Below are 21145 nucleotides of genomic sequence, written 5' to 3' on the forward strand. Positions count from 1 at the left end.
CCGCCCAGCCAGCGCCGCGGCAGCTCCCGACCCCGGGCCAGACCTCCGAAGCAGCCCAAGGCCCCGCGGTGGTCCACCGCGTCGCCGACCCCCACCCCGGACTCCAACCGCAGCCCGCCCGTCGAAGCGCGCCCTCCATTCGCGCCACCCATCCCCGCCTCGCCGCCCTCGAGCAAAACGGCGCTCCACCGCTCCAAGATCCCGCGCCGAGCCTGCGCGTCCTCCCGCGTCTCCCCGAGCCCTCGACCCCGCAGGAACGGGACAGCGCACCGTCTCGCTCGCGCCGCGACGCCCCCACCCCGACCGCAGCAACGAGCAGCCCCCGAGCCTCAACCCCCGCGTCCCCCCTCGACCCCCTCGACCCCGACCTCGAGCGCAGCCTCACCACGGTCCTGCGCAACGCCGCGCGACGCCACGGCATCGAGGTCTGAGAGCACCCACCATGGCCATCGCCTACAGCGCCACCATCGGCTCGCTCAGCTTCGGCAGCTCGGGCGTCGACCGAGGTCAGAGCCGCCCGCTGCTCGCCGTCGACAGCGAGGTCGGCGTGGGCGGAGCGGGGGGACGCTGCCGCCTGCACCTGGGCGACCCCAGCTGGGTCGAGGTCGCCCTCGAGGACGCCGTGCACGTCGAGCTCGACGCCGGCGACGGGGCGCAGACCGTGTTCACCGGATCCGTCGAGCAGATCGACCGCCGCGCCGACGCCCTGTGGATCGCCGCCGGAGACGAGCTCGCCAAGCTCGCGCGCGCCGAGGTCGAGGCGGCCTACGAGGAGGTCTCCGCCGGCTTCATCATCAAGGATCTCATCGACCAGGCCGGCGCCACCCCAGGCGAGGTCGAGGACGGCCCGACCTTCCCCAGCTACGTCGTCCACCGCGGGCCCCGAGCCCTGCGCCACATCCAGCGCCTCGCCGAGCTCATCGGCGCCGAGCTGGGCAGCGACGCCGAGGGCAAGGTCCACGTCCGCCGCCCCCAGCCCCCCGCGAGCGCCGACCACCGCCTCGTGTGGGGCGAAGACCTGCTGTCCGTCGAGCTCCAGGCCAGCCCCGCGACCACGGACTCCTACGTGGTCTGGGGCGAGGGCGCGGCCGGGAGCAGCGGCTCCGATCGCGGGCACTGGCTGCCCACGGATCTCTCGGGCGTGACCGGTGACGCCCAGATCGTCCCGGGCGCGACGCCGGGGGCGACGGGCTCGGTCAGCCCCGGCAGCGGACCGCTCGCGCGCACGGTCATCGACGGCGCCGTCCGCTCGGCCGAGACCGCCAGCGAGCTCGCCCAGGCCCGGGCTCAGCTGGTAGCCCTGCGCCCGGTCCTCGGTCAGGTGCTGTGCCTGGGCCGCCCGGACATCCAGCCGGGTCAGTGGATCGAGCTGTCGGGTCTGCCCTCGGCGTCCACCCCCGCCCTGCCCCTCACCCTGCGCGCGCGCCGGGTCAACCACCAGTTCGCCGCCGGTCGCGGCCTGCTCACGAGGTTGGAGTTCTAGCCGTGACCGTGCAACTCGGGGACATCGAGCTGACCCGCTTGCAGGGCGTGGAGGTCGACGAGGGCCGCAACCTCGTCGAGCATCGCCTCGTCGGCGCGACGGGCAGCGTGTTCCAGGACCTCGGCCGCGGCTCGATCCGCCTGATCCTCCGCGGGCTGCTCCTGGGCGAGGTCGCCCTCGAAGAGATCGAGACCCTGCGCAGCGCCCACGCCGACGGCACCCCGCTGCGCTTTTCGGGCGACGTCGCCGTGGGCTCGGAGATCACCGAGGTCCTGATCGAGGACTTCGAGGTCCACCAGATCCCCGGCTACGCCTTTCGCTACGAGTTCACCCTGCGCGTGCGCGAGTGGACCGAGCCGCCCGAAGCCCCAGGGGCCGCGCTCGCGGCCGTCGACGCCGAGGTCGCGGCCGACGGCCTGGGCCGCGTCGAGGAGGGGGTCGCGATCGGCGGAGCCCTCGACGACCCCGGCGCCCTCGCGGCGCTCATCGACGGCAACCCCGACTTCCTCTCGCGCATCGACGTGGGCGAGCTGGCCCAGGCCGTGCTCGGGGCCCTCGGGGGCCTCGACGCCATGGACTTCGCCCACCTCGCCTCGGCGCTCACCGGCGTCGACGTCGACAAGTTCGTGGGCCTGGTCGAGGCCCTCGCCGAGGCCGACAGCCTCGGCGACGTGCTCGGCATCCTCGCGGACGAGGGCATCGACCTACTCGAAGAGATCACCGGCATTGATCTCAGCGAAGCTTCGGCCCTGGTCCAGGCCTTCGTCGGCGGGCCGGAGTTCATCAACAAGCTCCAAGAGGTCACCGACGCCGCCCAGGCCCTGCTCGACACCATCGCCGACTTCGACCCCCTCGCCGAGGTCGAGCCCCTCGCGGGAGGCCCCTCGTGAGCTCCGTGAACGACATCCTCGACAAGACCACGGCGCTGGTCGAGGCCCTGCGCGAGCTCATCGCCACGGACACGGTCCAGGCCCTGCCCGGGGTCGCCACGGAGCTCGGCATCGAGGACCTGCTCAACACCGGCGTCGAGGCCCTCGTCGGGCTCTTGGCCCAGCTCGACGTGGCCCTCGGCGAGCTCGACCTGACCATCGTCCAGCTCGACGCCTTCGGCGGGCTGCTCGGCATGCTCCAGCCCCTCGTGGGCGCCATGGGTCGGATGATCGGGGAGGCCGGCGACGAGCTCGAGAGCTACGGCCTGGACCAGGCCGTGACCGTAACCGGCCCCGTCGCCACGGGCTTTGGCTACGCCGAGCAGGCCCTGGGCGTGGCCTCCAACCTGGTCGTCGACAGCGCCCAGTTCGAGGCCCTGCGCACCAGCTTGATCTGCCTGGCCCGCGACTTTCACCGGCTCTCGACGACCGTCGAGGACGACGCCGAGCTCCCGGGCTACGAGGGCCTCGAGTGCGCCGGAGACGGAGGCGCCCCGTGAACGCCGTCGCCTACGCGCCTCAACCCGAAGGGCCCGACGGGCTGTTCCCGGCGCTGCTCGACGGGCTCCGAGAGTTCCGCGCCCGCGTCGAGGGCACCGACGTCGACCCCGAGGGCGAGGGCGAGGGCGAGGTCGGCCGCTTCCGGACGCGCCTGGTCCAGGTCCAGGGCCACAGCGGGCTGATCCCCGATGTCATCCGCGCGACCCTCGACGCCCTCGTCGAGATCCTCGCGTGGCTGCGCGACGCGATCCTCAACCTCGACGTGTGGCTCGCCCAGGCCGACGCCCTGTTCGCGGTCATCGAGCTCCTCGGCGCCGGCCTCCAGGGCCTGGGCGAGGCCATGGGCGCCGTCGACTGGCCCGAGGACCTCCCCGTCGAGGGCTCCGACTTCGAGGTCGTCGGCGAGGTCGGCGGAGCGCTCACCGACTTCAGCGACCTCGTCCCGCCCTCGGTCATCCCCAGCGGCTCGACCTTGGCGGCGATCGTCACCGAGACCGAGGCCCTCGTCGGGGCCGCCGTCGAGGACGGCGATCCCCCCACCACCGGCTCCTTGCAAGCCCTCATCCAGCTGCTCGACGCGCCCCCTCCTTGACCCCGGCCCCGCGCAGCCACCAGTCCCTCACAGCCCACCAAGCCCATTTCGTCAGGAGAAGTCATGACTACTGGAGATCCACCCGTCACCACCGACGGCAACCCCTTTTCCCTCCTCGCCTACATCGTGTTCAAGGTCCGCCACGCCCTCGAGACCCAAGAGGAGCCCGGCCGGCCGCCGCGTTGGGTCCGCATCTCTCGCGGGGCCAAGTACAAGGACGAGATCATCGGCAAGGGCGTGGGCTATGCCGTCCAGGGCCTGGCCGAGTCCGTCTCCTTCCTGACCGAGCTGACCCTCGATCTCGAGGAGCTGCTCTACCAGACCGACGCCGCCGCGGCGATCGCCGAGGTCGTGCTCAAGATGGTCTCCGCCGTCGGCGACGACCAGTTCAAAAACGGCGTCATCGCCCTCCTCGACGACGACCCCAACGACGGCCAGGACCCGCCCATCGCCACGGACATCAACAGCGTGCTGTCCGACATCCAGGGCGCCGTCCAGGACATCGAGCGCGTGCTCGACTACATCCCCACCCCCGAGGACGTGCGCAGCCTCGGCCACGAGTTCTACCGGCTCATGTGCCTGGTCCAGGAGAACTTCCCGCGGGACGCCAACAACGCCATCGACACCAACGACGGCGACCTCACCGACCCCGAGAAGCAGATCAACATCAGCCAGACCGGCAAGATCTGGCCGTGCGTGTGGGCCTACAACGTCAAGGCCAAGGACGACGAGCTCAAGCACGTCAAGGCCCGGGGCCTGGGCACCGACGAGGCCAACGAGGTCGAGCTGCGCTTCTTCGGCCTGCGCCGGCTGTGGACCGATGACACCTCCAACCTGCCCCAGAGCGCCAAGCTCGTGTGGGAGGACGACAACGGCGACATCGAGATCTACGACCACAACCACAACCCCGCGATCGTCGAGGACCTGCCCAACGGCGTGCGCAACATCGCCGACGACGACCTCGACGCCGTCATCAAGCTGCTCCAGGCCCACGAGTACAACGACCCGGCGCTGACCCTGGGCTCCCCGAGTTGGAGCGACATCCGGGTCAACTTGATGAAGTTCCAGTTCCTCAACGACATCTCGGCGACCGGCGACCTCGACAACGAGACCATCAACCGCCTGCTCAACCTCGACTTCTCGCGCAAGAACCTCAAGCGCGCGGTCAAGTTCGACCCGGCGGCGCTCTTCCCCTGGGACACGCCCAACGTCCCGCCGGCGGTCGCCATGGACGGGCGCTTGGAGCTCATCAACCCCGGCGCCGAGGACTTCGACGACGAGGCGATCAGCATCCAGAGCAAGGCCGGCTCGCCCTACCACTACGCCGTGGTCCCGAGCTCCCCCGGCGGCATCCTGCCCAAGGCCGTGAGCAACTGGCCCAAGGGTCAAGGCTGGATCGGCGAGACCAACAACGCCCGGGGCTTCGTGGCCCTGCGCTCCCGCGCCCGCAACCTCCAAGCCGGCGACACCCCGCCCAGCGGCGACACCAGCGGTCGCTTCGTGGGCGGGCTCTACTCCGAGGGCGAGGCCGCCTTCGGCGAGTACTTCTGGGCGGCGCGCCACGTCGAGCCGTGGGAGGCCGGACGCAGCGGCACCCCCGGGAGCAACGCCCTGTTCGGCGGCGGCCAGCCCCAGCCCGAGGTCGAGGACGGCCCGATCATCTCGCGCATGTTCCAGTGGGTCGCGCTGCCCAGCTGGCTCGACCCCGACAGCCCGCCCGAGCCCGGCCTCGAGCTGTTCATGCAGGCCTCGGCCCTGCAGCGCTCGCTGTTCAGCGATCGCAACGGCGGCGGCTACCCCGACCAGGGTCGGATCCGCCTCGAGCTGCACGACACCTACGACCCGCAGCTCACGCCCCTGAACATCCCCACGGCCCAGGCCGCGAGCAACAAGTCGACCACGGAGTGGTTCCCCAGCCACGGCCTGACCGCCGCGATCCTCGACATTGCGATCGCCGATCGCAAGCGCCTGTGGACCCTGCGCCGCACGGACCGCATCAAGATCACCTCGGGCACCTCCGCCGTGTGCCTGGTGGTCGAGGGTCGCCACCAGTCGGCCTACGACATCGACGCCTACTTCGAGGACTTCCAGATCCTCTGGTCCTGGCGCGACCCGTCCTGATCGGACCCGGCGGGGCTCCGCGAGCGCGGAGCCTCGCCCCCTCGTCTTTCTTCGTCTTCCCTCGTCTTCCCGCCCGCCGACCATCCACGCCGTGACCGACCTCGTCGACATCATCCGCGCCATCGTCCGAGACGAGCTCGCGACCTTGCGCCTTGGCGACCTGGGCGTCGTGACCTCCGTGTTCGCCCACGCCGAGGACGACACCCACAACTACGAGTGCAGCGTGCAGCTGCGCGAGTCCGATCTCGAGCTGCGCAAGGTCCCGATGACCACGCCCCACGTCGGCATGGTCAGCACGCCGCGGGTCGGGGATCTGGTCCTGGTCAGCTACGTCGGCGGCGATCCGAACCGGCCCATCGTCGTCGGCCGGCTCTACTCCGACGAGGCCAACCCGCCCGAGCACGCCGAGGACGAGCTCGTGCTCCAGGCCCCCTACGACGACGAGACCTCGATCAAGATCGACGCCGAGCAGTCGGTCATCGTGACCACGGGCAAGAACGTGATCACCGTCGAGAAGGACGGCGACGTGTCCATCGCCGGCGAGGCCGACCTCAAGATCACCGTGTCCGGCAACGTCGCGCTCGAGTGCGAGGACTGCACCCTCGACGCGTCCGGGACCATCAACCTCGGGACCGGCGGCGACCCGGTGATCACCGAGGGCAGCCACAAGTGCTACTACTCCGGCGCCCCCCTGGTCGGCGCCCCCAAGGTCAAGGCGAAGGGAGGCTGAGGTGCCCGTGCCGACCGCATCTCAGATCGAGGGCCTGGCCAGCTCCGCCATCCAGAGCGCGGGCCTCGAGGGAGAAGACGCGCCCAAGCTGGCCACGGCCCTGGGCGACCTCTTCGCCCAGGTCCTCGACCTGTTCAGCTCCATGACCCAGGTCTTGCCGGGCATCCCCGCCGCCGTCGATCCCACGAGCGGGTCGGGCAGCACCGCGGGCCCAGGCATGCTCTTGCCGCCGCCCGCCGGCGGGCCCGGGGCCGCGCAGATCGAGGCCCTGGCCAACGCGGCCCTGCGCGACGCCGGCCTCGAGGGCGAGTACATCCCCGACCTGGCCAAGGTCCTCGCCGACACCTGCGAGATCGGCCTGACTCTGTTCTGCGCCCAGGTCATGGTCGCGCCCGGCATCGCCGTGGCGGGCATGGTGACCAGCGCGCCCGGGAGCTTGATGTAGCCATGCCCGCCCCGCAAAAAGGCACGCTCGAGCCCATCGTCCAGGGCCTGCTCGCCGCCGCCCAGCTGACCGGCGAGAACCAGGGCGACCTCGCCGCGGCGATCGCCGAGACCTGGGCCGGCGCCCTCGATCAGCTGGTCCAGCAGGCCCAGGTCGCCCCCGGCATCGCCTGCCCGCCAGGGGCCTCCGCCGCCCCCGGGAGGTTGATGTGAGCGCCAGCGATCGTCCCCACGCGGACTTGCTGCTCGAGTTCCGCGACGACGGCCTCGTCGATCTGGCCCTGGCCGGCGCTGAGCTCGCGACCACCGACAGCCGCGAGAACCTCGTGCAGGCCCTCAAGATGCGCCTGCTGGTCAGCCGCGGCGAGCTCGGCCGCCTCGCCCACCCTCGCTACGGCTCGCGCGTCCACGAGCTCATCGGTGAACCCATGAACCGCCGCAACCTCGAGCTCCTGCGTCGCTACGTCCGCGCGGCGATCCTCTCGGACCCCCGCGTGGCGAAGATCGTCGAGCTCGACATCACCCCGCTGCGCGACGACCCCTCGGCCGTCGACGTCTACGCCCTGGTCGAGCCCGACCCCCGCAAGCTCCTCGGCCCCGCGCTCGAGTTTGGAGTGATCCTCGATGTCGGATGACCGTCCATTCCTGAAGAAGGACTTCGCGGGCCTCGTCGACGAGACCCTCACGCACCTGCGCTCGGGCGCGGGCGGCCGGGTGGTCCTCGACGACGCCACCGAGGGCTCGGTGCTGCGCACCCTCGTCGAGGCCTTCAGCCGCGAGCTGGCCGTGTGCTACGAGCAGCTCGAGGCGGTCTACGAGGCCAGCTACCTCGAGACGGCCACGGGCGCCGCCCTCGATCGCGTGGTCGAGCTCATCGGCATCGCCCGCCACGAGGCCGGCTGGCTCGAGGGCGACGCCGTGTTCGCCCGCGCGACCCCGGCCCCCTTCGACATCGACATCCCCGCGGGCACCCTGGTCGCCGGCAAGGGCGTGCAGGGCTTCGAGACCCTCGTCGCCGAGACCCTCCCGGCGGGCCGAAGCTCGGTGCGCGTGCCGATCCGCTCGCTGGTCCCCGAGGGCGCCTCCGTCGAGCCCAACAAGCTGTCGATCTTGAACCGACCCATCCCCGGGATCGAGACCGTCAGCAACCCCGCCGTGCTGCTCCCGCGCCGGGACCCCGAGTCCGACGACGATCTGCGCGCCCGGGCCCTCGGGGCCATCCGCGGGGGCCGCAGCGCCACGGTCTCGGCCATCGAGCGGGCCGTGCTCGCCCTGGGCATCGTCGAGGTGTCCGTGTCCGAAGACCCCGAGCGCGCCGGGCTGGTCAAGGTCGTGATCGGCGACCTCGACCTCACCCAGGGCGAGCTCGCCGCGGCCCAAGCGGCCGTCGAGGCGGTGCGCCCCGTGGGCGTGCGCGTCGACGCCTTCCAGGCCGCGGCCGTGTGGATCCAGGTCCGCGTCACCGTCGAGCTCGAGGCCCTGCTCGACGCCCAGTCCGAGGCGGCCCTGCGCGCGGAGCTCGAGGCCATCGTGCGCGAGTTCTTCACCAAGCTCGAGGTCAACGAGAGCGTGCGCTGGAACAAGCTGCGCAACCTCCTGGCCGCGCACCCCTCCGTGGCCGAGGTCGCCCTGCCCACGAGCGAGACCGTCGACGACGGCGAGCTCGTCGTCAGCCCGACCTGGCCGCTGCTCGCCGTGGACCGCAAGACCGCCGCGCCCGTGATGACGACCAGCGACGGCGCCCCGCGCCTGCTCGGGACCGAGAGCGCCCCCGTCGGCGTGTTCGTGGGGGTCGAAGAGCGCGCCCGCCTGCACGCGACCCCGCAGCTCGATCTCCAGCCGCCGGAGCTGGCCGTGTGGATCGACGTCGAGGCCGACCACGCCAGCGGCTCGGACGTCGCCGTCGTCGAGGCGGCGCTGCGCGAGGAGCTGGCCAAGATCTTCCCGGCCGAGGCCCTGCAAAACCCCGTGAGCGTCAGCTGGAACGAGCTGAGCACCCGCCTCGACGGCGTCGCCGACCTCGACTCGGGCTCCCTGCGCTTCGTGATCCTCCACGCCCGCGACGGCCGGGTCGTCACCGTCGCCGACGACCCCGCGGCCAGCGAGCACACGACCTTCGTGATCCGCGAGCGCATCGAGATCCGCAACGTCCACCTCTTCGAAGCCGAGGACTGAGCGCGCCATGGCCACCGAAGACCGAACTCGCCACGACCGCCTGCGCGGCCTGCTCCCGCGCAACTACGCGGTCGACCCCGAGACCAGCGCCCTCGGGGTCGTGCTCGAGGTCCTCGCCGACGAGCTGCGCGACGCCGACTTCGCGATCGAGCGAGCGCTGCGCGACAAGTGGTTGGCCACGGCCGCAGGCCCAAGGCGCGCGGTCCAGGTCGCCGTCCCCGATCGCTGGGTGCTCGACGAGCGCGTGCCCGCCATCCTCCGCGAGGCCGCCATCCTCGACGCCGAGGCCACCCAGCTGCGCGTCGCCAGGGTCTTGGCTCCCGAGCCTCGGGGCCCCGTGCGCGCCCTGTCTCAGAGCCCGCGGGTGCTCGTGGGCGAGCGCCTCGTGGCCCCCGAGCCCGCGGACTTCGCCGACGAAGCGGCCATGCTCGCGCGCTTGCAGGCCCTGCTCGCCCCCCTCGGCGTCGCGACCCTGACCCAGGCTCCGAGCGCCAGCACGCTGAGCGCCGAGGGTGACCCGCCGGCGCCCGACGAGCCCGATCTGAGGGTCAAGCGCCTGTGGGCCCGGTGGTTGCTCCCGGGCGAGGCCTTCGAGGCCGCCATCGCCCCCGCCGGGGCCTTCATCGCCGTGGTGATCGTCCGCGGCCCCCTCGACGACTCGAGCTACCGGAGCGCGGTCGACCAGATCCTCAGCGACAGCCTCGGCTTCAGCGGCGCGAGCAGCCCGGCCCTGCCCAAGGTGTCCATGGTGCGGCCGCCCGAGCCCCTCGAGCACCTCGGCGCGGCCCTCGACCTGCGCCGCCAACCCTGGGAGACCGACGCCGAGGCCTACCGCAGCCGCGTCCGCATCCTCGCGCCCATGCTCACCGAGGGCCTGGCCACGCCCAAGGTGATGCTCGCCGCGGTGCTCACCTCCCTGCACGCCGAGCCCTGCCCGATCACCGAGCGGCCCGACCCCGACTCCACCCGCGGCTACGGCCTGCCGCCCAAGAGCCTCTCGCGCTGCGCCGTGTGCCGAGGCGGCGGGACCCCGCCCCCGGGCAGCACCTGCCCGCTGCGCGACGAGGCCACGATGCAGGCCACGATCACCGACAACCCGCGCACCCGGGCCACGCTCGTGCGCAGCCGCCTCGAGCCCTACGCCGAGGGCGGCGGTCGGAGCCTGCGCGTGCGCAACGACAGCCTGTTCTCGGCCCGCCCGGAGATCATCCTGCGCGTGCCCGAGGACGCCGATCCGGAGACCCGGGTCGTGCCCAGCTTCCGCAGCTCGACGACCGGAGACGAGGTCGTGGTCCCGACCATCCTCGGGCCCGGCGACGAGCTGACCGTGCGCCCCGCCAGCGACCACGACCCCGCCCTGCCCCGGCACCAGCAGTTTTGGGTCGACCCGCCGGGCGGCGAGGCCCAGCTGCCGCCGCGGGTGTGGATCCGCCGCGGCAGCGCGGGCGGCGGGGGCTTCGAGACCGTCGCCAACACCCTGTTCGCCGCGGGGCCCCGCTTCGATCAGGTCCGCTACAGCGACGCGGCCGACCCCGCGCTGTTCGACGAGGGCAGCTACGACAACGTCTACCTCGACGAGCCCGCCCCCACCTCGACCCCGACGCTCACCCACTTCGCCGACACCCAGCTGCGCATCACCAGCCCCAGGCTGCAGCCGGGGACCAACGACTGGACCTACCAGCCCCTCGCCAAGGCGGCCCTGACCTCGCTGCTGACCGACTACGAGGACGAGCCCGAGTACGCGGCCCTCGCCCTCGGCCTGGACCTCGAGGCCGAGCCAGACTTCGAAGCCGCCAATACCAAGGTGGCGCTCGAGCTGCGCTGGTGGACCCGACCGCCGGCGCGCTTTCGGGTCCGCGTGCCCCTCGAGCCCGCCGTGATCGCGGCCATGGGCGCCGGCGCCGACGTCTACATGCGCGCGATGATCGAGCGCGTGCGCCCGGCCGGCGTCTACCCGCTCATCGACTTCGCCCTGCCGCCCATCGTCGAAGCCCTCGAGCCCAGCGTGTCCTTCGAGGGCCTCGACCTGCGCGCCTTCCCCAGCGTCGAGCCCGAGATCCAGCTCGACCTCGCGGCCACCTTCAGCGAAGCCCTCGAGCCCAGCGACGCCTCCGCGTTCGTGGGTGTCCACAACGTCACGCTCTTCGACCACAGCCTGTTCACGGACCAGGGCGCCGACCTGGGCATCTTCGACGCGACCCGCTTCGACCACAGCCTGCTCTCGGGCCAGGGCAGCAACCTGGGCCCCCTGCTCAACCACAGCTCCTTCAACGAGGCCACCTTCGCCGACCAGCCCGTCGGCGAATGGGACGGGCCCCCGACCTTCAACAACGCCGTGTTCGGCTGACCCACGCCCCGGAGTTCCCAAGCAATGCGACTCGTCCACACCCCCACCGGCCGCCTGCGCCTGCGCCTGTTCAACCCCGCCACGGGCGAGGTCGTCGAAGATCGCTGGGAGCAAAACCTCGTGACCACCGGCGGCCGCACCCTGCTGGCCGAGCTGCTCACGGGCGTGACCCTCGGCATCGCCAAGGTCGAGCTCGCCGTCGGCGGAACCCGCGTGCCCGCCGAGCCCACGGACAACCCGCCCGCGCCCTACCCCACCGCCGCGGACCCGAGCAACACCGAGCTCTACGCCGAGCTGCTGCGCGTGCCCACGGACCTGGGCGGAATCACCGAGGTCCCGACCAGCGAGGTCGACACCACGCCGCGCGCGACCACGGCGATCAGCGCGGTGTTGCCCACTAACTTGAGCGGACCCGTGCTGACCCTGCGCGAAGCCGGGCTGGTCATCACCAAGCTCGTCGCCTCCCCCGACCCCGAGTCGGAGGACCCCAGCGAGGGCGAGGTCCTCTACAACCACGTCGTCTTTGGCGGCCCGATCACCAAGAACCCCGAACTTCAAATGACGCTGACCTGGGAGGTCATGTTCTGATGCCAGCCACCCCCTTCATCCCCAAGAACCCCAACGATCTGATTCGCGCGGCCGACTGGAATCAAATCCAGATCGACGGGCGCGAGGAGGTCCGCAGCCACGACCACAGCGGCGGCGACCAGGGCGTGCAGCTCGGGACCGCGGCCCTCGCCGACGGGGCCGTGACCGCCGAGAAGATCGCCGACGGGACCATCACCGCCGAGAAGCTCGACCCCAACTTGGAGCTCGGCGGCGGCGGCGGGACCCCCGACGACGACTCCGTGACCACGGCCAAGATCGCCAACGGGGCGGTCACGACCGCCAAGCTCGCCCAGCCCCTGGGCAGCCTGTCGAGCGCGTCCCTCGAGGTCGCAGGCCACCGCCTCCGGCCGGTCTTCGACGAGGTCGACCTCGACTGGAGCTGGCAGTTCGACGGGGCGCCCATCAACCTCGAGCAGCCCTCGGGAGAGGAGCTCGGCGAAGCCTTCCAAAACGCGGAAGATATCTACGGAAACCTCGGCGCTCTCGAGCGCCGGGCGCTGCTCATCCTCAGCCGCGTTCTCGACCCCAGCCTCGTCGTGACCAGCGGAGCCGAGGGCATCTACGAAAAGCTCGACAACCCGAGCCTCTCGCGCACCCTCCAGCGCGCCGGCGTCACCGACGATCACATCGGCCCGGCTCTCGAGGCCACGAACGATCTGTGGCAGGTCTACACGGAAACCAAGACCGCCTACCCCAACCTGTTGTTCGCCATCTCGACCATGCCCCAGGAGGTGCTCGACCAGCTCAAGGAGGCCGGCCAAAACCCCATCCCCGGCCAGTCCCCGCGCACCTTGTTCACCTCCGCGCAGAGCGTCGCCCCCAACTACAGCCAGCACCTGTCCTCCGCCATGCTCCGCCCCCTCGGGACCATCCACCCCGAGACCGGGCTCGCCAGCCCCCCCGTGGTCCATCTCGACCCCGCCCTCGGCTTCTCGCGCCTGGAGCTCGAGGTCGAGGCCACCGCGACCTTGCGCGGCTCCGGCTACGTGGGCATCGGCATTGGCGGGCTGCAGGCGCCTCCCCCCCTGGGCTCCCTGGCGTCGATCGGGACCGAGGGCGTGTGGGGTCGGCAAGTACGGGTGACTCGCCGCATCCCCCTCTTCTCCAACTCGGCCCGGCAGATCCGGCTGTGGGGGATCACCCTCTTCCCCCCCTTCTACAACTCGAACGTCGTGCTCGTCGACGCCACGATCCGAGCCCGGACCGTTGGCCTGACGCCGAACTACGCCGAGAACCACCAGCTGACTGTCGACCCTGGCAGCCTCGACCCCACGCTCGCCAACGTCAGCACCACGCCCATCCCCGCGCCCTAAGAGCCCGGAACCCTGCGCCATGGAAGTCCTGCTCGACGACGCGCCCGTATCTGCGACGCCCGGCGCCGCCCAGACCGTCCTCCTCGACGGCGAGGGCGCGCGCCTGGTCGTGCGCCTGGGCGCGGACGAGGAGCTGGCGGTGGCGACCCTGTCGCTCAGCCCGGCCGCGGGCGACCAAGAGCCCAGCTTTGCGAGCGCCCCGAGCTTCGCCACGGACCAGGGCGACTCGCTCGCTAACATTCAGTGGATCAGCGTCGACTGGGGGAGCGCGCGGACCCTCGAGTCGATCGCCCCGAGCTTCACCTCGGGGGCCGCGGCGCTCGGCGTTCGCGTCCGCATCGCCCGGGGCGCGAGCCAGTGGTACACGCCGCCCGGACCCACCGGGGCCGCGGTCCCGGACACCGAGACCACCGTCGCCCTGAGCTTCCCCGACGCCGTCGCCGACCGGGTCATGCTCGAGTTCGTCGAGACCGGGGCGGAGAGCGTGCTCACCAACACCTTCACGAGCGTGTCCTTGACGGGCAACCCGGTCCTCGACTTTGGCCGCGAGGCCAAGGACTTCGAGGTCGCCGTCGAGCCCAAGCGGGCCTTCTTCACCCACGCGGGCCTGCCCGCGGCCAGCGTCGCGCTGCCCAAGCTGCTCGAGACCCTGCGCGAGCAGCTCGAGCTCGAGGTCCTGAGCGAGGTCGAGATCGCCTTGAGCGTGGGCGCGGGCGTGGCCGGCTTCGTCGGGCTGCAGTGGGCCTTCGTCCGCGATCGCATCGCCCGGGAGTTCGCGGACGGCGAGACCAGCCAGACCCTGGCCCTCGACTTTGGCGGCAGCGCGGAGCTTCCCCTGTTCAAACGCCCGGATGACGACGACGCGCCTCTGGCCCAGCTGCGCTCGCTCGAGCTGGACTTCGGCTTCGAGCCCGTGCGCGAGCGCCTGGTCCTCGACCCCGACCCGGAGCAGCTGCGCGAAGGCCTCGGCGAGCTCGTCGAGCCCCTGTTCGACGCCGCGCAGCGCCTGACCCTGCCCACGGCCGACGCCAGCGAGCTCGTCGGCGTCGCGCTGCGAACCCGCGCCCTGAGCCCGACCGCGGCGGGGCGCGTCGAGCTCATCGCCGACCTCGACGGCGCGCCAGCGGGCGAGCTGCTCGCGCGCGGGAGCTTCGCGCTCGACAACCCCGAGGGGACCCGCGCGGTCCCGCGGTGGTTGAGCGTCGACTTCGAGGCGCCGGTGGTCCTCGAGGGCCCCGCCTGGCTCGTCGCGCACCTCGACTCGGGGCAGCTGGTCTGGCTGCTCGGGGAGCCCCGCGACCCTGCTGTCGTCGGACCCCCGCACTACCGACGCAACGACACGGGGACCGGCGGCGCGTGGCTCAGCCGCGAGGCTCGCAACCCGACGAGCTGGGGCCTGACCCGGGTCCGAGCGCTCGAGGCCGGCCCGAGCACGCCTCCCGCCCTGAGCCTCGTGCTCGTGGCCCACGACGGCGCCGAGACCCTCATCCCGCTGACCCCCGACGCCTCGGGCCAGCTGCGCTGGCGACCCGAGGATCCCGACGCCGTCTCGGCCACGAGCGCCATCCACCTGCGGGTGAGCTCGGAGGCCGCGGCGACGGTGACCCTCACCAACCCAACCCTGACCTGGCGCGAGCTTCCGCCGCCGGCCGACACCGACGTCGTCGTCGATGACGTCCTCCCCGACGTTGTGGTCCCCGACGTGCTCATCCCCGACGCCCTCACCCCCGGCAGTTGACCATGCTCGACGCCCTCGAAGACCTGCTCCGCCCTGCCATCGACGCGGCCTTGCCCGGTGGCCTGACCGTCGTCGCGGGGCCCTGGGACCCCTCGGGCAACGGCGTCGTCGTGCACGCCACCGCCCTCGAGGTCCAGCCCCCCGCCGACGATCCCCCCGGAGACGAGGAGGCCCACCTGCTGAGCCTCGTCGACTTCGACGCCGACGGGGTCGCCCTGGACTTCGAAATTCCCGAGGCCCAAACGGGCGAGCTCATCGAGGTCGAGGCGCCCCCGGGCTACACGGCCGCCCGCGGCGACGCCTACTTCCTCGACGATCGGACCATCCGCTTTTACCAGGCCCCCGCGGCCGCCAACCCGGGGGTCCGGGCCCGCCTGCGCGGCGACGCGGCCGCGGGCTGGAAGCGCCGCCGCCCCTGCGCCCTCACCCTCGAGATCAGCGCGTGGAACAACGACAGCGACGACGCCGACGCCCACCTGGCCGTCGCCCTGCAGGTCGCCCTCGCCGAGCTCGTCGAGCTGCCCAACCTCGAGACCGCCGCGGCCCCCGGCGTCAGCGTGCAGCTGCGCGTCCGCAAGCCGCGGGTGTGGCTCGACAGCGTCGAGCGTCAGCACATTGCGAGCGCCAACCTGTTCGAGTTCAAGGCCACCCTGACCCTGCGCGGCGAGCTCGACGTGCTCGTGGCCAAGGGCGAGCCGCCGAGCGTCGGGGTCATCGAGTCCATCGAGGGCCAGGTGTCCGTGAACCACGCCGACGGCGAGCCCCTCGAGCCCGAGGCCTTCGTCATCAGCGGCGAGGACCCGCCCCTCGTCGTCGGGCCGCGCCCGATCGAGTCCGACGATCCGGCCCTGCTGCTCACGGTCTCCACCTCCGTGCTCAGCGACCTCGACGGCTTCACCCCGCCGGTCACGACCATCGCCGCCCTCGCCGAGCTCGACATCCCGTCGATCGTCGACGAGCTCGTCAACGTCACCGAGGTCAAGATCGGCGAGCTGCGCCAGCGCGCCAAGCTCGTGCTCGCCTTCCCGCACCTCCCCGAGCTGCCGGCGAGCGCCCTGGTCCCGAGCCTCACGACCCTGATCAACCAGGACGTCGAGACCCTCGCGGTGATGCTCGACCACGGGCCCGCCTACGCGGCCTCGCTCCACGCCGAGCTCCTGACCTTGCAGATCCTGCTCAAGGGCTCGGCGATGAGCAGCCTGACCCTCGCCGACTTCAGCGCGACCTGAGCGCAGCGACTCGGACCTTTCGCCGGAGCACCCCATGGCCAGCAACGACCCCTACATCAGCAAGATCCCCGGCGACACCATCCGCAGCGAGGACTGGAACAACCTCCAGGTGTTCGCGCGCACGGACATCAACACGGCCCAGCAGGGCGCCGACGTCAACGCGTCGGCGATCGGGGGCCTCCAGAGCGCGCAGGCCGAGCTCGACGCCAGCCTCACGGCCCTCGGCGATCAGCTCGGGGAGCTCGAGGGCGACCTGGCCCTGGCCACGACCCTCGCCCCCTCGACCGCCGCGCTCACGCTCATCGAAGCCCGCAGCGCCCCGGACACCGAGCTCCCCCTCGAGCCCGACCTCGAGCTCGACGTCGGGCTGCTGCGCTACGGGGTCCGGCTGAGCTTCACGGGCCTGGGCGCGCCCACGGCCGCCCAGCTGCGCCGATGCTGCCGCGTCGAGCTCGACGCGCCCACGCCCCTGGGCGGCCCCCTCGTCGCCGAGGCCGCGCAGCCCTTCGCCCTCCAGACCCTGAGCCTCGACGGCGTCGCCGCGCAGGTCGACGACGCCCTCGTGTGGGAGCCTCGCCCCGCGGCCCTCCACGAGCTCAGCCTGCGCTTGTTCGCCGCCGTCGCGGCGAACGGCCGCTCCGCCCTGCTCGCCGCGCGGCTCATCGTCGAGGGGGAGTTCGTGGGTCCGCTCAGTCCGGCCCTCGGACGCAGCGAGGCGAGCGTCGCCGGGGCGACGAGCGTCGCCGGGGGCCGCTTCGTCGTCCCCTTTTGGCTGACCGTGCCCTACGACGACCAGGCCAACAACCAGGTCCCGCCGGCGGACTGGCCGTGGGCCCACGGAGGCGACCCCGGCGACTTCCCGGGCGCCTTCGCCGGGCTAACGTAGACCGCGCTCGGCGAGCCAGGCCCGGGCATCCTTCGCGCTGACCTCGTCGCCGAAGTCGTCGTAGAGCTCGACGGCCTCTTCCACCAGCGCGACGGCCCGGGGCCGCTGCGCGCTGCGCTCGGACCACAGCGCCTTGCCCAGGTTGTAGGCCGTCTGGGCCACGAACACGCCGCCCGGGTCCTGCTCGCGGTGCAGCTCCAGCGCGCGCTCGAGCTCCTGGATGCCCGCGTCCCCGCGGCCCCGGGCGATGAGCACCCGGCCCAGGCGGCTGCGGGCCTCGGGCTCGCCCATGGTCCCCTCCGAGACCTCGAGGGCCCGCCGGTAGGCCCGCTCGGCCTCGCCCTCGCGGCCGAGCTCCTCGTGGGCCAGGCCGTAGTTGACCAGCACCGTGCCGAGCTCGTAGTGGTCCTCGTCCTTGCCGGACTCGAGCAGCTCGACGGCGCGCTCGTACTCGACGAGGGCCTCGGCGTGGAGCCCCTCGTTGGCCAGGGCCACGCCGAGGTTGTGGTGGGTGGCCGCCAGCCCCGGGTTGTCCGGGCCGAGGGCGCGGCGCTGGCTCTCGAGCACGTCGCGCATGAGGTGGATGGCGGCCTCGCCCTCGCCGGTCAGCGCCAGGGCGCTGGCCTCGAGGCCGCGCGCTTGGAGCACGACGGGGTGGGTCTCGCCGAGGCTCGCGGTGAGCTTGTCCGCGGCCGAGCGCGCGCGCTCGAAGCTGACCTGGTGATCGCCGAGGTCGCCCGCGAGCACGGCGAGGTTGAAGTCGGTCTTGGCGACGAGCTCGTGGTCTTCGCCGTAGGCCTCCACGAACACGGCGCGGTTGAGCTCGAACAGCTCCCGCGCCTCCTCGGCCTTGCCCAGGGCCCGGACCAGCGCGGCGAGGCCGTTGCGAGCCTTGGCCGTGTCGGGGTGCCTGGGGCCGAGCAGCCCCGCGAAGGCCTCGGAGGCCTCGCGCATGTGGGCCGCGGACTGCTCGAGCTCGCCGGCCTGCAGCAGCGCGGCCCCGAGCCCGCTGTGCGCCATGGCGCGGGTGTGATCGTCCTCGGCGAACTCGAGGCTGGCCTCGAAGTCCGCGATGGAGGCCGCCGTCTCCCCTGCGCCTTCCTCGAACCACGCGCGGTGGTTGTAGTAGTCGAAGCGCAGCGACTGGGGCGAGCCCAGCCGTCGCAGCCAGGCCTCGGCGTGCTCCCCCGCCTCCCGCCCGGCCTCGAGGTCCGCCTGGATGTAGCCCACCGCCCACAGCTTGCGGATCCACAGCTGGGCGACCAGCAGGTCGTAGTCGTTCGCCTCGGCGAGCAACAAGGCGGCGTCGAGCTCTCGGTTCGCGCGCTCGTGGTCGTCGGCCGTCGTGGCGATCCAGCCCAGCTCCGAGCGCAGCTCGGCGAGCACGGGGGCGTAGCCGAGGGCCTCGGCCTGCTGAACGAGGGCCTCGCCCCTCTCGCGCGCCGAGTCCAGGCGCCGGGCCGCGTGGAGCAGCTCGACCTCGTCCAGGCCCCGGCGCAGCTCGGCGACGGCCGCCCGAGTGTCCGGGTCGGCCGGCTGCGGCGGAGCCAGGCGCAAGCGCTCGGGGTCCTCGCAGGACTGGGCCGGGCCCAGGGAGCCCAGCGCCGCGAAGCTGCGGGCCGCCTCGGCCTCCTCCGCGGCCGCCCAGTCGAAGGCCAGGAAATTCTCCAGCGAAGCTCGGCGCCGATCGAGGCAGGCGCTGCGCTTGGCCGCGAGCGGGGCCGCGTCGAGGCCGAGCTCCCGGGCAAAGCAGGCCTGGACGCGACCGTCCTCGAGCGCCTCGACGTGGACGTCGACGGCCGCGGCCAGGGGCTCGACCATGGCGTCGAGGTAGTCCTTGTCGTGGCTGCGCAAGCCGGCGGCCAGGCGCGCCTTCGCGGCCTCGCTCCACATCGAGTCGAGGTCCTCGTTCGCCGCCGCGCACAGCTGCGGAGGCAGGGTCGCCGCCACGCCGCCGTCGGCCTGCGGGATCATCATCGACGCTCCTCCGGCCAGGACCCCGAGCGCGAGCACGCCGAGCAGCGCCCGCGAGCGCCAACGCGGCGGCGCGAGGGCAGCTTCGAGGGCAGCGATGAGCGCGGCCAGATCCTCGTGCCGCGCCTTGGGGTCCTCGGCCCGCCCGCGGGCGATCGCGGCCCGCAGCCGCGGCGCGATCGAGGCCTTGGTCGCGGCGAGGGCCTCGTCCAGCGCCACGCACAGGCTGTACTGATCGCTGCGCGCGGTCACGGCCTCGCCGCGGCGCTGCTCCGGGGCCATGTAGGCCGGGGTCCCCCCGGGCTGGTCGGTCTGGCTGAGCTCGACGGCGCCCGAGCCCTCGCCGCCGAGCTCGGCGCGCAGGGCCAGCCCAAAGTCGACGACCACCACCCGGTCGGCCTCGACGATGACGTTGTCCGGCTTGAAGTCGCGGTGGACGATGCCCTTTTCGTGGGCCGCGACCAGCCCCCGCGCCGCCTCGATGAACAGGCGCACGATCGCCTCGACCCCGAGCCCGCCGTCTTGTTGAGCCGCGGCCAGGTGCGCGCGCAGGCTCGGCCCGGACAGCTTCTCCATGGCCACGTAGATCCGCCCGGCGTGCTCGCCCGCGTCGAACACCGAGACCACGTTGGGCGCCGACAGCTGGGCGAGGGTCCGGGCCTCCCGCAGCTGCCGCTCCCGGGCTCGATCATCCCGGGGCGGGCTCAGGGCGATCTTCAAGGCCACCGGGCGCTCGAGGGTCGCGTCCCAGGCCTCGTGGACCACCCCCATGCCGCCCGTGGCGATGCGCCGGAGGACCTCGAAGCGACCCACGCGGGTGCCGGGGCTGATCCCGGCGCGCTTCGAAGGCGAGCAGGGCTCCCCGCCCGCGGTGGGGGTCGGCGCTGGCCCGACGCCCTCGGCCTCGGTCTGGCGCCGCCGCGCGATCACGGCCACGACCGCGAGCCACTCCGGATCGCGATCGAGGGCCGCCTCGACGGCCGCGCGCTCGTCCGGCTCGAGGGCGCCGTCGAGGTAGGCGGCGATGGTGGACTCGTCGAGCTTGGACATGATCGGCGACGGACTAATGACTCAAAAAAGCGCCAGAGAGTGTGTGTATACTCGGCGACCTTGACCGCGCAAAGCCGTCTGCCGCCGGACCTCGACGAGCCCTCGCTCGCGCGCGCCGTCGAGGCACTCACGGACAGCTGGGGGGCGCCCCTGGTCGATCTGGACGCCCTGTTCGACACCTTGCGCCGCCGCGAAGGGACGGGCCCCGTGAGCGCCGAGGTGCTCGCAGACCTCTACCTCGCCCAGCGCTGCGCCGCCCATGATGGCGAGGCCCTCGAGCGCTTCGACGCCCGCTGCATCGAGACCCTCGACGCCGTGCTCGCTCGCCTGGATCCCTCGTCGACCTTCATCGACGACATCAAGCAGCGCGTGCGCACCAAGCTGCTGGTGGCCACCGGCGAGGCTCCCCCGCGCATCCACAGCTACGCCGGGCGCGGGCCCATCGACGCCTGGGTGCGGGTCATCGCCGTGCGCGAGGCGACCAGCGTCAAGCGCAGCGAGCGACCCTGGGCCGACTCGGCCGACCCCATCCTCGACGTCGAGGCCTCCCTGACCAGCCCGGAGCTGGGCCTGGTCAAGGAGCAGTTCCGCGTCGAGTTCGAGCGGGCGTTCACCGAGGCCATGGCCGAGCTCGAGCCCGAGCAGCGCAACCTGTTGCGCCACCACTACCTCCACGGCCTGAGCTTCGACGAGATCGGGGGCATCTACTCCCTGCACCGATCGAGCGTCGGGCGGCGCATCGACAAGGCCCGCAAGACCCTGCTGGCCACGACTCGCCGCTTGCTCGCCGCGCGCCTGGCCACGGACCGGGCGGAGTTCGAGCGCCTGCTCGAGCTCATCGCCAGCCGCATCGACCTGTCGATCGAGCGCCACCTCGGCGGCTAATCCCTGCATCCCTGCATCCCTGCATCCCTGCACCCCTGCACTCCCTGATTTTTGAGCACCCAAACTCCGCGGACCGGAGGGCGGCAGCCCGACCGCCGGGGAGGGGGACCCGTGACGGCTTTGCCGGCGCGGGGGAGGG

Annotated in this window: 18 protein-coding genes and 1 pseudogene; 18 read left to right on the plus strand and 1 reads right to left on the minus strand. The window is 72.5% G+C overall.

Annotation, left to right across the window (positions count from 1 at the left end; all coding sequences use genetic code 11):
• The 17 genes and pseudogenes from PPSIR1_RS50580 to PPSIR1_RS38090 form a co-directional block, all read left to right on the plus strand.
• A pseudogene (locus PPSIR1_RS50580) lies at positions 1 to 431 on the plus strand (hypothetical protein); the annotation flags it as partial.
• 11 nt (positions 432 to 442) lie between these two features.
• On the plus strand, positions 443 to 1483 hold the full coding sequence (locus tag PPSIR1_RS38020; protein WP_006976607.1) for a hypothetical protein: 1041 nt from the start codon (positions 443 to 445) through the stop codon (positions 1481 to 1483).
• A gap of 2 nt (positions 1484 to 1485) precedes the next feature.
• Positions 1486 to 2373: a hypothetical protein gene (locus PPSIR1_RS38025; protein ID WP_006976608.1), complete on the plus strand. Its 888-nt coding sequence runs from the start codon at positions 1486 to 1488 to the stop codon at positions 2371 to 2373.
• On the plus strand, positions 2370 to 2912 hold the full coding sequence (locus tag PPSIR1_RS38030) for a hypothetical protein (RefSeq protein WP_006976609.1): 543 nt from the start codon (positions 2370 to 2372) through the stop codon (positions 2910 to 2912). Before PPSIR1_RS38025 ends, PPSIR1_RS38030 begins: the two co-directional genes overlap by 4 nt.
• Entirely contained in the window at positions 2909 to 3505 is a 597-nt protein-coding gene (locus PPSIR1_RS38035) for a hypothetical protein (protein WP_006976610.1), read from the plus strand. Before PPSIR1_RS38030 ends, PPSIR1_RS38035 begins: the two co-directional genes overlap by 4 nt.
• A gap of 63 nt (positions 3506 to 3568) precedes the next feature.
• Positions 3569 to 5626, plus strand: a complete 2058-nt coding sequence (locus PPSIR1_RS38040; protein WP_006976611.1) for a hypothetical protein — start codon at positions 3569 to 3571, stop codon at positions 5624 to 5626.
• A 91-nt stretch (positions 5627 to 5717) separates the two neighbouring features.
• Positions 5718 to 6356 carry a phage baseplate assembly protein V gene (locus tag PPSIR1_RS38045; protein ID WP_006976612.1) on the plus strand — a complete coding sequence of 213 codons (639 nt, stop codon included), beginning with the start codon at positions 5718 to 5720 and terminating at the stop codon, positions 6354 to 6356.
• A gap of 7 nt (positions 6357 to 6363) precedes the next feature.
• Positions 6364 to 6801: a hypothetical protein gene (locus tag PPSIR1_RS38050; RefSeq protein ID WP_006976613.1), complete on the plus strand. Its 438-nt coding sequence runs from the start codon at positions 6364 to 6366 to the stop codon at positions 6799 to 6801.
• Between the two features lie 2 nt (positions 6802 to 6803).
• Positions 6804 to 7013 carry a hypothetical protein gene (locus PPSIR1_RS50585; RefSeq protein ID WP_006976614.1) on the plus strand — a complete coding sequence of 70 codons (210 nt, stop codon included), beginning with the start codon at positions 6804 to 6806 and terminating at the stop codon, positions 7011 to 7013.
• Positions 7010 to 7435 (plus strand): contractile injection system sheath initiator, encoded by a 426-nt coding sequence (locus PPSIR1_RS38055; RefSeq protein ID WP_006976615.1) that lies wholly within the window; start codon positions 7010 to 7012, stop codon positions 7433 to 7435. The genes PPSIR1_RS50585 and PPSIR1_RS38055 overlap by 4 nt, the downstream gene beginning before the upstream one ends.
• Positions 7425 to 8975: a baseplate J/gp47 family protein gene (locus tag PPSIR1_RS38060; protein WP_006976616.1), complete on the plus strand. Its 1551-nt coding sequence runs from the start codon at positions 7425 to 7427 to the stop codon at positions 8973 to 8975. Before PPSIR1_RS38055 ends, PPSIR1_RS38060 begins: the two co-directional genes overlap by 11 nt.
• Before the next feature lie 7 nt (positions 8976 to 8982).
• A complete protein-coding gene (locus PPSIR1_RS38065) occupies positions 8983 to 11322 on the plus strand; it encodes a hypothetical protein (protein WP_006976617.1) in 2340 nt (779 codons plus the stop codon).
• A gap of 24 nt (positions 11323 to 11346) precedes the next feature.
• Positions 11347 to 11910, plus strand: coding sequence for a hypothetical protein (locus PPSIR1_RS38070; protein WP_006976618.1), 564 nt, complete (start codon positions 11347 to 11349; stop codon positions 11908 to 11910).
• The gene (locus PPSIR1_RS45040) at positions 11910 to 13244 is read left to right on the plus strand and encodes a hypothetical protein (protein WP_006976619.1); all 1335 of its coding nucleotides are present in this window, start codon (positions 11910 to 11912) and stop codon (positions 13242 to 13244) included. The genes PPSIR1_RS38070 and PPSIR1_RS45040 overlap by 1 nt, the downstream gene beginning before the upstream one ends.
• Before the next feature lie 19 nt (positions 13245 to 13263).
• Positions 13264 to 14982: a hypothetical protein gene (locus tag PPSIR1_RS38080; protein WP_006976620.1), complete on the plus strand. Its 1719-nt coding sequence runs from the start codon at positions 13264 to 13266 to the stop codon at positions 14980 to 14982.
• Positions 14979 to 16211 (plus strand): hypothetical protein, encoded by a 1233-nt coding sequence (locus tag PPSIR1_RS38085; protein ID WP_006976621.1) that lies wholly within the window; start codon positions 14979 to 14981, stop codon positions 16209 to 16211. Before PPSIR1_RS38080 ends, PPSIR1_RS38085 begins: the two co-directional genes overlap by 4 nt.
• 34 nt (positions 16212 to 16245) lie before the next feature.
• Positions 16246 to 17097: a hypothetical protein gene (locus tag PPSIR1_RS38090; RefSeq protein ID WP_006976622.1), complete on the plus strand. Its 852-nt coding sequence runs from the start codon at positions 16246 to 16248 to the stop codon at positions 17095 to 17097.
• Here the strand turns inward: PPSIR1_RS38090 and PPSIR1_RS38095 are convergent.
• Positions 17089 to 20121 (minus strand): tetratricopeptide repeat protein, encoded by a 3033-nt coding sequence (locus PPSIR1_RS38095; RefSeq protein ID WP_006976623.1) that lies wholly within the window; start codon positions 20119 to 20121, stop codon positions 17089 to 17091. The genes PPSIR1_RS38090 and PPSIR1_RS38095 overlap by 9 nt on opposite strands.
• A 60-nt stretch (positions 20122 to 20181) precedes the next feature.
• On the opposite strand from PPSIR1_RS38095, the gene PPSIR1_RS38100 reads away from it, so the two are divergent.
• Complete coding sequence (locus tag PPSIR1_RS38100) at positions 20182 to 21006, plus strand: sigma-70 family RNA polymerase sigma factor (RefSeq protein WP_006976624.1); 825 nt, start codon at positions 20182 to 20184, stop codon at positions 21004 to 21006.
• Positions 21007 to 21145: the final 139 nt, after the last annotated feature.

Source organism: Plesiocystis pacifica SIR-1 (assembly GCF_000170895.1).
Lineage (GTDB): Bacteria > Myxococcota_A > Polyangia > Nannocystales > Nannocystaceae > Plesiocystis > Plesiocystis pacifica.